This is a genomic window from Acinetobacter lwoffii, assembly GCF_024129735.1.
GTDB classification, from domain to species: Bacteria; Pseudomonadota; Gammaproteobacteria; order Pseudomonadales; family Moraxellaceae; genus Acinetobacter; species Acinetobacter lwoffii_H.
This window is the reverse complement of sequence record NZ_JAMXXK010000017.1, coordinates 46,202-57,646: the sequence shown is the minus strand read 5'-3', so window position 1 is coordinate 57,646 and position 11,445 is coordinate 46,202. Positions and strand designations below refer to the sequence as shown.

Genomic DNA, 11,445 nt, shown 5'->3' with positions numbered 1-11,445 from the left:
TAAAAGCTTTATTTTCACCCGATAAAATACCCATAAAACAAGAGGAAGCTCAAATGAGCTTCCTCTTGTGAAAAATTGTGGGACAGCAATGATCGCAAGATTCCTTTTTTACTGCTTGCAGGCTTATCGCTGCTGGATAACTTTTTTGCTTTTCAGTTCTTCCATTTCAGCAGAACTTAAATATTGACTCAAAATGGCATCAGTATCTTCACCCAGACAAGGTGGGGCCTTTTTATATTCTACCGGTGTCTTGGAGAGTTTAATCGGTGAACCGATTGAGGTGTAATCTTCACGTAAAGTATGCGGCATCTGAATCACCATATCGCGTGCCAATACCTGTTCTTCTTGCAAAGTCTGTTTCAGGTCATTGATCATTCCTACCGGTACTTTAACCGCATGGATTAAATCCACCCAGGTTTTTGCCGGTCTAGTATAGAAATGAGCCTGTAGAACTGTGGTCAATTCTTCACGATGTGTAACACGTCCAGAATTTTTTAAGAAGCGAGGATCTTCTGCCACCTTAGCCAGACCAACGGCCTGACACAAAGCTTGAAATTGCAGATCATTACCACAGGCAATAATAAATTCACCTTCCTGGGCTTTGAACACCTGATAGGGCACAATATTGGCATGCGCGTTTCCGAAGCGACCGGGTACTTTGCCTGAGGTGAGATAATTCATGGCCAGAACAGAGAGGGAAGCAACCTGGGTATCTAACAGCGCCATATCAATATACTGACCTTCACCGGTTTTCTCACGGGACAACAAAGCCGCCTGAATGGCAATTGCGGCATATAAGCCGGTGGTCAGATCGGCAAAGGCCAGACCTGCTTTTTGCGGGCCACCTCCTGGAAGGTCATCACGTTCCCCCGTAACACTCATCATGCCGCCCATACCCTGAACAATGAAGTCATAACCTGGCTCTTGCGCACGCGGACCATTTTGACCAAAGCCAGTAATGGAACAGTACACCAGACGCGGATTTATCTGGCTCAGACTTTCATAGTCCAGACCATATCTTTTCAACGAACCCGCTTTATAGTTCTCAATCACTACATCACTCTGTTCTGCGAGTTTCTTGATAATGCTTTGACCTTCCGGGGTAGATAAATCTACGGCAACCGAATACTTACCACGATTGGCTGAAAGATAGTAAGCCGATTCATGGGTATCTTCCTGCTGATTATTTTTAAGCCAAGGTGGTCCCCAGATACGGGTATCATCCCCATGATCCGGTTTTTCAATCTTGATCACTTCTGCACCCAGATCAGCCAGAATCTGGCTACACCAGGGCCCAGCCAAAATCCGGCTTAAATCCAGTACACGAAATCCTGTTAAGGCACCCATTATTACGCTCCCTGTTCGATCATATTCAAATGACATATCGTTCTTATCCCTCTTTTTAAAGCTATATGAAAATGAAAGAACAATCAACTTTATGATAATAAATTTCGTATAACAAAATAAAACATCTAAAATGATGAATATTCATCTTATTTTCTTTAGCCTGATGCAAATATAAGTATGAACGAAGAACAAGAGGTCACTGATAAAAAGGAAAAAGCGATCTCCCAGACAGGATTAAAAAAGGAGTCAATCAAGTGAATTAAAAACGGATTAGCCTTAAAGCATATTCATTAGCGGAATAGCTTTAAATATAAAAGATCATGAAAACCTAAGGATAGGAAAACAGAGATTTAAATATGACGGATTTAGCGAGAGAATTAGAAAAGATTAAACCTACGACCAAACGAACGCAGCAAATTGCTTTTATTTTCGCCTTTCTGGCTTTACTGGTAGATGGCGCGGACATGTTGCTGCTGTCTTTCAGTTTAAATAGCCTGAAAGCAGAGTTTGGTCTCAGTAATCTGCAGGCCGGTACACTGGGCAGTTTTACCTTAGCAGGTATGGCGATTGGTGGCTTTATGGGTGGCTGGGCCTGTGACCGTCTGGGCCGTGTACGTACCGTAGTCATTTCGATTCTGGTATTTTCCATATTGACCGCAGCCTTAGGTTTTGCACAAAACTTTGAACAATTTGCTGTTTTACGCTTTCTTTCTGCCTTTGGCATAGGCTCTTTATATATTGCAGCCAATACGCTCATGGCTGAATATGTTCCAACTGAATATCGCACCACGGTTTTAGGTACCTTACAGGCAGGATGGACCGTCGGTTATATTGTGGCCACTGTACTGGCAGGCTGGATCATTCCAGAATATGGCTGGCGAACCCTGTTTTTTATTGCCATTACTCCCTCGGTTATGGCGATTTTTATCCAGAAACTGGTTCCTGAGCCAGAATCCTGGCAGCGTGCACGTTTGCAGCGTCTATATGCCCCAGCTGAAATCACAGCACAGCAACCCGCCAAAAAAAGCACAGTCAAAGAGATTTTCGTGGATCCTGCGAATCGCAGAATGTTTATTTTGTGGATCTTTACGGCCGGTTTTCTGCAATTTGGCTACTATGGCGTAAACAACTGGATGCCGGCATATCTGGAATCTGAATTGCACATGAATTTTAAATCCATGGCAGGCTATATGATTGGTACCTATGTAGCCATGATTTTCGGAAAAATTCTGGCGGGCTTTGCTGCAGACCGTCTGGGTAGACGCGCTGTCTTTTCGTTTGGAGCAATTGGAACGGCGATTTTCCTGCCCGTGATTGTGCTATTCAATACACCAGATAACATTGCCTATCTGCTGATTTTCTTTGGATTCCTGTATGGTATTCCATATGCGATTAATGCCACTTATATGACAGAAAGCTTCGCCACCTCGATTCGTGGTACTGCGGTAGGCGGTGCTTATAATGCAGGCCGTATTGGCGCCATGTTTGCCCCTGCAATTATTGGCGCGGCAGCCAGCGGTGGTTCAATTGGCCTAGGTTTCCTGATTATGGGCGGTGCCTATTTCTTGTGTGGTGCAGTGTCAGGGATATTCATCAAAGACCGTCAATACGATCCACAAAAAGCATAATTTCAACTTATAAAAAAAGAGCCTGAATACAGGCTCTTTTTTTATATTCATCAATTAAAGCTGTATTTCTATTTGTTTATTCCTGATCTGTTTCTTTATGCAGATGAATACTTTTTAAACCATCATTTACTTTATTGAGCAGATGAATCAGGGTAATCACATCATCAAAAGCCAGCTTATTTAAGGCCTGACCATAAAAATCAAAGAAATCAGCTTGCAAGTTGTCCCATGTTTCCAAGCTGGGATGTAGCCAAAGCAGTGGATCTAATTCATCAGCATCAGGTGAATTTCACCATGGCCTCGACCCCATTCCTGAATGACCTGTCCAATACCGTGGCGGAACAGCATGACAAGGTTGATTCACTAAAAAATTTTCCTGTGTGCTGGTGCACCCATTCCGGGGCCATTGGTACAAAAAGCCCGGGAAACTCTGGGTGTTAAAGTCATATCAGCCTGGGGTATGACCGAATGTGGTGCGGTGACGCTGACTCTACCTGAAGATGAGGATGAACGCTCTTTCAATACTGATGGCATCGCTTTGCCAGGTGTGGAAATCAAGATCGTGGATAAAAAAGGTCAGACCAAAGCCGTGAATGAATCCGGGCGTTTGATGATCCGCACCTGTTCAAATTTTGGTGGTTATTTAAGACGTCCACATTTGAATGATACGGATGCCGAAGGCTGGTTTGATACTGGCGATATTGCCTATCAGGACGAGCAGGGCTATATCCGGATTTGTGGACGTAAGAAAGATGTGATTATTCGGGGCGGGGAAAATATTCCGGTCGCAGAAATTGAGTCATTGCTATATAAACATCCGAATATCGCTACAGTGGCTTTAGTGGCTTATGCAGATGAGCGAATGGGTGAGCGTGCCTGCGCAATCATCAAGCTGAAAGATCCTGCTCAACCTTTAAGCTTCAATGAGTTGGTGGATTTCCTGAAAACTCATAATCTGGCTATGCAGTATCTTCCGGAGCGCCTGGAAATCTGGGAGGATATTCCGATGACGCCATCCGGGAAAATCCAGAAGTTTAAACTCAGAGAATTACTGGCACAGCATATTGCCTCCACAGCGGCTGAAGCGAACTAAATCTGGGAATATACAGAAATTAAACCCTGAATAATCTTGCATCATTCAGGGTTTTTCTTTTTCAAAGAAAATGATCTAAAGGTTTAATGCAAACTTTAGAATCACGTCTATTTTAATAATTTTAATAAGGCTTCAGCCGTTGCAGCAGAAGAGGCCGGGTTTTGTCCGGTAATGAGCAGACCATCTTGTTGCACGTATACCTGCCAGTCCTCAGCTTTGGAATATTTCCCACCTTTTTCTTTCAGCATGTCTTCAACTAAAAATGGAACAATGTCTGTCAAACCCACGCCGTCTTCTTCGGTATTACTAAAACCGGTGACTGTCTTGCCTTCTACAATAGCACGGCCTTCGGAATCTTTCACATCACGCAGGACCCCCGGTGCATGACAGACCAGCGCAACAGGTTTATCTGCCTGCAAGGTTTGCTCAATTAAAGAAATGGAATTCTGGTCTTTGGCCAGATCCCATAATGGACCGTGACCACCCGGATAGAACACGGCATCAAAATCCTGATTTAAGACTTCACTCAACTTATGTGTATTGGCAAGAGCCTGCATGGCCACCTCATCTGCTTCAAAGCGTTTGGTGGTTTCGGTTTGCGCATCCGGCTCATTACTTTTTGGATCTAATGGTGGCTGACCACCTGCAGGAGAAGCCAAAACTACTTCTGCGCCTGCATCGACAAAGGTGTAATAAGGCGCAGCCAGCTCTTCCAGCCAGAAGCCGGTTTTTTTGCCTGTATCGCCAAGCTGGTCATGTGAAGTCAGTACCATCAAGATTTTCATATTATTTTCCTGTAGCTCATTAAACATCGCGAATGATCGACTGTTAATTTAACAAGTCACGGACGTCAGGAATGTTGTGATACGTTCATTTGCTGTATCGATACGTTGTTGTTTCAGTTGATTTAACTAAGGTGCATAGGCTTGCAACGTGAACAGTGTATTCAAGATCTCTCATCTGCCCATTAACAGGTCTTGCTGAAGATCAGCTTGTTTACGCAAGAAATCCCAGACCAGTTTTATTTTTGGTTCATGTTGCAGATCGACCAGCGTCAGCATCCAGAAAGTATGGGTAAAACTGACCTGATCACCCAAAACCTCTTTGAGTTCGCTTTTATCATTGACCAGAAATTTCGGCAAAATGGCCAGTCCGGCCCCTGCACGAACCGCAATCTCCTGCGCCAGAATACTATTACTGCGAAAACAGGCACTGACCTGCATGGGAAGACGTTCCAGCGAATAGAGTGCAGTGCTATAGACCAGATCATCAATATAATCGACAAAACGATGCTGTTTGAGGTCTTCCAGTTTTTTAATTTTCGGATTTTGCTGTAAATAATGCTGGCTGCCATATAGCTTTAAACAGTAATTAGACAAACGAGTAATGATATAGGGCCCAGATTTGGGCCGGTCAATCGCGATCACAATATCGGCTTCACGATGTGAAAGTTTAATCGCCTTCGGCACCGGAATCAGGTCAATGGTCAACAAAGGATAATGCTGGGAAAATTCTGCCAAAAGACGGGCTAAAAATGCCGTACCAAAACCTTCTGGCGCACCAATCCGGACCCGACCTTGCAAAGGGTCGTGGCGCTTGTCAATCTGGATAAAGGACTGTTCCATCTGTTCCACACGCGGCACCAGTGCCAGACCTTCCGAGGTTAGTTCATAACCGGTGGCTTCGCGCTTAAACAGTTGCGTACCTAAAGTACTTTCCAGGGCCTGAATCCGCCGCGCTACGGTGCTATGTTCAACCCCGATTAAGCGTGCTGCGTTGGTGAGTGTTTTAGCACGCGCCAAAACTAAAAAAAAGCGTAAATGATCCCAATCTACTTTCATTTTTTATTTAACATCCTGTTAAATTCCTGTGCATATTTGCACAACCATCGTGCACCAATTTCTATTGGTGGTCAAAGTGTTCTTTGTTAGTCTGCTGAAACAGCGTAAAAATTATACGTCAAATAAAAGCCAGTAAAGGCAGATACAACGACAATAACAAACCAGCACGGAGCGACCATGAACGCCATTTCTCATCCACAGCAAAGTACCGGATTCACCACCGCAAAACTCCTCATTAATGGTGAATTTGTCGAATCAAGAACCAGCCATTGGCAAGATATTGTTAATCCTGCCACTCAGGAAATCTTGGGCCAAGTGCCTTTTGCTACCGCAGAAGAAGTTAATGCCGCCATTGCTGCTGCACAAAATGCATTTGCCAGCTGGCGCCAGACCCCGATCCAGGCACGTATGCGAATCATGCTGAAACTGCAGGATCTGATTCGTACAAACCTAAAAAGTATCGCCCGAGTCTTAACGGCGGAACAGGGCAAAACCCTGGCTGATGCCGAAGGTGATATCCAGCGTGGTTTAGAAGTGGTGGAGCATGCCTGTTCGATCGGTTCACTACAAATGGGTGAGTATATTGAAGGTGTGGCACGCGGTGTCGATACCTATACTTTGCAGCAACCCTTGGGTGTCTGTGCAGGAATTACCCCGTTTAACTTTCCGGCGATGATTCCACTGTGGATGTTCCCGATGGCGATTGTCTGCGGCAATACTTTTGTCTTAAAGCCTTCTGAACAGGATCCACTATCGACCATGATGCTGGTTGAGTTAGCGATTCAGGCAGGTGTGCCGGCAGGCGTACTGAATGTGGTACATGGCGGCAAAGAAGTGGTCGATCTACTGTGTACCCATCGCGATATCAAGGCGATTTCTTTTGTCGGTTCGACTGCAGTCGGCACGCATGTCTATAACCTTGCAGGCCAACACGGCAAGCGTGTGCAGTCGATGATGGGCGCCAAAAACCATGTGGTGGTGATGCCAGATGCGAATAAAGAACAGACCTTAAATGCCTTGGTCGGTGCAGCTTTTGGCGCAGCAGGTCAACGTTGTATGGCACTTTCCGTGGCGGTAATGGTCGGTGAGACCAAGCACTGGGTCGATGAACTGGTCAATAAAACCAAAACCTTAAAGGTAAATGCCGGGCATGAACCGAATACCGATGTTGGACCAGTGATTTCAACCCGTGCCAAATCGCGTGTCATCGATTTAATTAACAGTGGTGTTGAACAGGGTGCAGAACTGCTGCTGGATGGCCGTGATGTACAGGTTCCAGGCTATGAACAAGGTAATTTTGTCGGGCCAACGATTTTTAATCAGGTCACGACCGATATGCGCATTTATAAAGAAGAAGTATTTGGTCCGGTACTGGCAATCATGCATGTCGATACTTTGGAACAGGCGATTGCACTGATTAATGCCAATCCGTTTGGTAATGGCGTTGGACTGTTTACCCAAAATGGCAATACGGCACGTACCTTCCAGAACCAGATTGATATCGGTCAGGTGGGCATTAACATTCCAATTCCCGTACCTGTGCCTTTCTTCAGTTTTACCGGTTCACGCGGTTCAAAACTGGGTGATCTCGGTCCTTATGGCAAACAGGCGGTGCAGTTCTATACCCAGACCAAAACCATTACCAGCCGCTGGTTTGAAGATGACCAGGAAACCACTGGTGTCAATACCACAATCAGTCTGCGTTAAGGAGCATCAGCATGAAGATTGCATTTATCGGTTTAGGCAACATGGGCGGCTCCATGGCGCAAAACTTGCTCAAGTCCGGTCATCAGGTTTTTGGTTATGACTTAAGTGCAGTGGCTTTACAGCATTTTGCAGAAGCTGGCGGTGTGGTCTGCGACAGTCCACAAGCTGCCGCGAAGCAGGCGGAGATCGTGGTCAGCATGTTGCCTGCAGCCAAGCATGTGCGTGAAGTCTATTTGGGTGAACACGGTATTCTGGAGGTGCTTCAAGCGGGCAGCTTATGTATCGACAGCAGTACCATTGACCCGCAAACCATTCAGGAGATTGCCGCAGCAGCGCAGGCCAAGCAGATTCGCGTCTGTGATGCACCGGTATCCGGCGGTACTTTAGGTGCCAAAGATGGCACTTTAACCTTTATGGTCGGCGCAGATGATGCCACCTTTGAGGCCGTTAAACCTGTTCTCGGCTGTATGGGTAAAAATCTGGTGCATTGTGGTGCGGTGGGAACAGGACAGGTGGCAAAAATCTGTAATAACCTGATTCTGGGGATTTCCATGACTGCGGTTGCAGAAGGGATGGCACTCGGTGCCAAACTGGGCATTGATCCACAGGCCTTGGCTGGCGTGATTAACAGTTCCACCGGACGTTGCTGGAGTTCTGAAATTTATAATCCGTGGCCCGATATTTGTGTCAATGCGCCGTCATCGCGGGGTTATACCGACGGTTTTGCCGCACAACTGATGCTCAAAGATTTGGGGCTGGCTGTCGATGCCGCGCAACAGGTGGATCAGCCGGTGGTACTTGGCAGCATGGTACAGAAACTCTATCAACAACTGTGTCAGGAAGGTGATGCCCATCTGGACTTCTCCAGCATCATGCATCAATACACCACGCCACCTGCTTAAAACTTAAAAGATTAGATGGAGCAAGGATTCGCTTCAATAATTACACCTTGTCAGTAATAACGATAAATTCAGGCTGAGGTTTAACATGTTAGATTATCAAACAACGGTTCAAGACTTTGATTTAAACACGGTTGCAAGCCAGTATCTCTCCGGTTCAATGCAGGCAGTAAATGCCTGTTATGAATGCTGTGACCGTCATGCCAATTCCGATGCCATTGCCTTGTACTGGCATGGTAAAGATGGCCGTAAAGAACAGTATAGCTTTGCCGAACTCAAAAAATATTCCAGCCAGTTTGCCAACTTTTTAAAGTCTCAAGGCATTGGTAAAGGCGACCGCGTTTCCGGATTATTACCACGTACTCCCGAGTTGATCATTACTATTTTGGCAACCTGGCGGATTGGTGCTGTCTATCAACCCTTATTTACGGCCTTTGGTCCCAAAGCCATCGAGCATCGTATTCAGCTGGCGCAAAGCAAGCTGGTGGTGACTGATCTGGCGAATCGGGACAAATTATCCGAGATCAGCAACTGTCCACCGATTGTGACGGTACATGCCGAAACTGAGGCAGAGCGCTATCCGCACGACCTCAGCTTCTGGACGGTATTAAACCGTCAGGCTGAAGCTTGTGAGCTGGAGATCCTGAATGTTGATGATCCATTTTTATTGATGTTTACCTCGGGCACCACTGGACCAGCGAAACCGCTTAAAGTCCCTTTAAAAGCGCTGATTGCTTTTGCAAGCTATATGCAAAATGCCATTGGTCTGACTCCTGAAGATGCTTTCTGGAATATTGCCGATCCCGGCTGGGCCTACGGGTTGTATTACGCGATTACTGGCCCCTTAATACTTGGACACTCGACCTTGTTTTATGAAGGTGGGTTTAATGCGGAAAGTGTCTGCGACATTGTTAAGGAATATGGCATTACCAATCTGGCTGGTGCACCGACCGCTTACCGCATGATGATGGCAGCCGATCCTGCTCAAATGGCAAAACTGCGCGGTAAATTACGTGTCGTCAGCAGTGCGGGTGAACCGTTAAATCCGGAAGTGATCCGCTGGTTTAAAGAGGTGCTGGATGTACCGATTTATGACCATTATGGCCAGACTGAAGTCGGGATGGTGGTGTGTAATCATCATGCCCTGGAACATCCGGTCCGTTCAGGTTCGGCAGGCTTTGCCAGCCCGGGTTACCGAATTGCCGTTGTCGATGAACAGGGTCATGAATTAGCGGCTGACGTCCCGGGAATCTTAGCGGTTGATATCAGCCAATCGCCGATGATGTGGTTCTCTGGCTATGAAGAAAGCCGTAAATCTCCCTTTGTCGGCCACTACTATTTAACCGGTGATACCGCGGAAATCCATGCTGATGGCAGTATGAGCTTCGTTGGACGTAGTGATGATGTCATTACAACGTCAGGCTATCGGGTCGGCCCATTTGATGTAGAAAGTGCCTTGCTGGAACATGATGCCGTGATTGAAGCAGCAGTCATTGGCGTGCCTGATCCTGAGCGTACCGAAGTGATTAAAGCCTTTGTGATTCTGGCGAATAATTTTGCAGCTTCGACCCATCTGGAAGAAGAACTGGGTCAATTTGTGAAAAAGCGTTTGTCTGCACATGCCTATCCGCGCCTGATTGAATTTGTGACCGAATTGCCCAAAACCCCAAGCGGTAAAATTCAACGCTTTTTACTGCGCAATCAGGAAATCAACAAGCAGCAAGCCAAGACCGCATAACAGCTAAAGCCAACAGATTGAATAAGAAGATTAAATAAAGAGATTGAAGGAAGAATCCATGCAATTAACGGAAGAACAACAACTGATTCAGGACATGGCAAAAAGCTTCGCCCAGGAACAGATTAAACCCTTTGCCGGCGAGTGGGATCAAAAAGGCATCTTTCCTAAACAGGCCTTAGCCCAAATGGGAGAGCTGGGTTTTTTAGGCATGCTGATTCCGGAAGAATGGGGCGGTTCGGGCACAGGCACGCTGGCTTATGTCTTGGCCTTAGAAGAAGTCGCTGCGGCTGATGGTGCAACATCCGCGATTATGAGCGTACATAACTCGGTGGGTTGTGTGCCGATTTTCAAGTTCGGCACGGAAGAGCAAAAGCAGCAATTTTTAAAGCCTTTAGCGCAAGGTGAAATGATTGGTGCCTTTGCCTTAACCGAACCGCATACCGGATCGGATGCTGCTGCGATTAAAACTCGGGCGGTCAAGGATGGCGATCATTACATTCTGAATGGCGCCAAACAGTTCATTACTTCAGGACACAATGCCGGAATGATTATTGTGTTTGCCGTGACTGATCCAGCTGCGGGCAAAAAAGGCATGAGTGCATTTTTAGTGCCGCGAGACACACCTGGCTATGAAGTCATTCGGGTGGAAGAAAAACTCGGCCTGCATGCTTCGGATACCTGTCAGATTGCCCTAACTGATGTCCGCATTCATGAAAGTTTAAGACTCGGTGCCGAAGGCGAAGGTTTAAAAATCGCCTTGGCTAATCTGGAAGGTGGTCGGATCGGCATTGCCGCACAGGCGGTTGGCTTGGCACGTGCCGCATTGGAAGAAGCCACTGTTTATGCGCACGACCGCGTGGCTTTTGGCAAACCTATTTTTGAACAGCAGGCGATTTCTTTCAGGTTGGCCAGTATGGCGACTGAAATTGAAGCGGCACGGCAACTGGTGCATTTTGCAGCACGCAAAAAAGAAGCCGGTGAAGCCTGTTTAACCGAAGCCTCCATGGCCAAGCTATTTGCTTCAGAAATGGCAGAACGTGTCTGCTCCAAAGCGCTGCAGATTTTTGGCGGCTACGGTTATCTCAAAGATTTCCCGATTGAGCGGATTTATCGGGATGCGCGGATTTGTCAGATTTATGAAGGCACCAGCGATATTCAGCGCTTGGTGATTGCACGCAGCCTCTAATTTTAA

Annotated in this window: 8 protein-coding genes and 2 pseudogenes; 6 read left to right on the top strand and 4 right to left on the bottom strand. The window is 46.4% G+C overall.

Features of this window, described 5'->3' with window-relative positions:
* Positions 1 to 123: 123 nt before the first annotated feature.
* The gene (locus tag NI469_RS06890) at positions 124 to 1,347 is read right to left on the bottom strand and encodes a CaiB/BaiF CoA transferase family protein (protein ID WP_253174704.1); all 1,224 of its coding nucleotides are present in this window, start codon (positions 1,345 to 1,347) and stop codon (positions 124 to 126) included.
* A 356-nt stretch (positions 1,348 to 1,703) separates the two neighbouring features.
* On the opposite strand from NI469_RS06890, the gene NI469_RS06885 reads away from it, so the two are divergent.
* Positions 1,704 to 2,975 (top strand): MFS transporter, encoded by a 1,272-nt coding sequence (locus tag NI469_RS06885; RefSeq protein WP_253174703.1) that lies wholly within the window; start codon positions 1,704 to 1,706, stop codon positions 2,973 to 2,975.
* A gap of 76 nt (positions 2,976 to 3,051) precedes the next feature.
* Here NI469_RS06885 and NI469_RS06880 read toward each other — a convergent pair.
* A pseudogene (locus tag NI469_RS06880) lies at positions 3,052 to 3,213 on the bottom strand (MarR family transcriptional regulator); the annotation flags it as partial.
* A gap of 2 nt (positions 3,214 to 3,215) precedes the next feature.
* On the opposite strand from NI469_RS06880, the pseudogene NI469_RS06875 reads away from it, so the two are divergent.
* Positions 3,216 to 4,068: pseudogene (locus NI469_RS06875) on the top strand (AMP-binding protein); the annotation flags it as partial.
* A 107-nt stretch (positions 4,069 to 4,175) separates the two neighbouring features.
* Here NI469_RS06875 and NI469_RS06870 read toward each other — a convergent pair.
* Positions 4,176 to 4,853 (bottom strand): type 1 glutamine amidotransferase domain-containing protein, encoded by a 678-nt coding sequence (locus NI469_RS06870; protein ID WP_253174701.1) that lies wholly within the window; start codon positions 4,851 to 4,853, stop codon positions 4,176 to 4,178.
* A 171-nt stretch (positions 4,854 to 5,024) separates the two neighbouring features.
* Complete coding sequence (locus tag NI469_RS06865; RefSeq protein WP_253174700.1) at positions 5,025 to 5,909, bottom strand: LysR family transcriptional regulator; 885 nt, start codon at positions 5,907 to 5,909, stop codon at positions 5,025 to 5,027.
* Positions 5,910 to 6,086: 177 nt separating this feature from the next.
* Here NI469_RS06865 and NI469_RS06860 point away from each other — a divergent pair, with 177 nt between their 5' ends.
* The 4 genes from NI469_RS06860 (at position 6,087) to NI469_RS06845 (ending at position 11,439) form a co-directional block, all read left to right on the top strand.
* Complete coding sequence (locus NI469_RS06860) at positions 6,087 to 7,616, top strand: CoA-acylating methylmalonate-semialdehyde dehydrogenase (protein WP_253174699.1); 1,530 nt, start codon at positions 6,087 to 6,089, stop codon at positions 7,614 to 7,616.
* Between the two features lie 11 nt (positions 7,617 to 7,627).
* Complete coding sequence (mmsB, locus tag NI469_RS06855) at positions 7,628 to 8,518, top strand: 3-hydroxyisobutyrate dehydrogenase (protein WP_253174698.1); 891 nt, start codon at positions 7,628 to 7,630, stop codon at positions 8,516 to 8,518.
* Between the two features lie 85 nt (positions 8,519 to 8,603).
* Positions 8,604 to 10,253 (top strand): AMP-binding protein, encoded by a 1,650-nt coding sequence (locus NI469_RS06850; RefSeq protein ID WP_253174697.1) that lies wholly within the window; start codon positions 8,604 to 8,606, stop codon positions 10,251 to 10,253.
* 58 nt (positions 10,254 to 10,311) lie between these two features.
* The gene (locus NI469_RS06845) at positions 10,312 to 11,439 is read left to right on the top strand and encodes an acyl-CoA dehydrogenase family protein (RefSeq protein ID WP_253174696.1); all 1,128 of its coding nucleotides are present in this window, start codon (positions 10,312 to 10,314) and stop codon (positions 11,437 to 11,439) included.
* Positions 11,440 to 11,445: the final 6 nt, after the last annotated feature.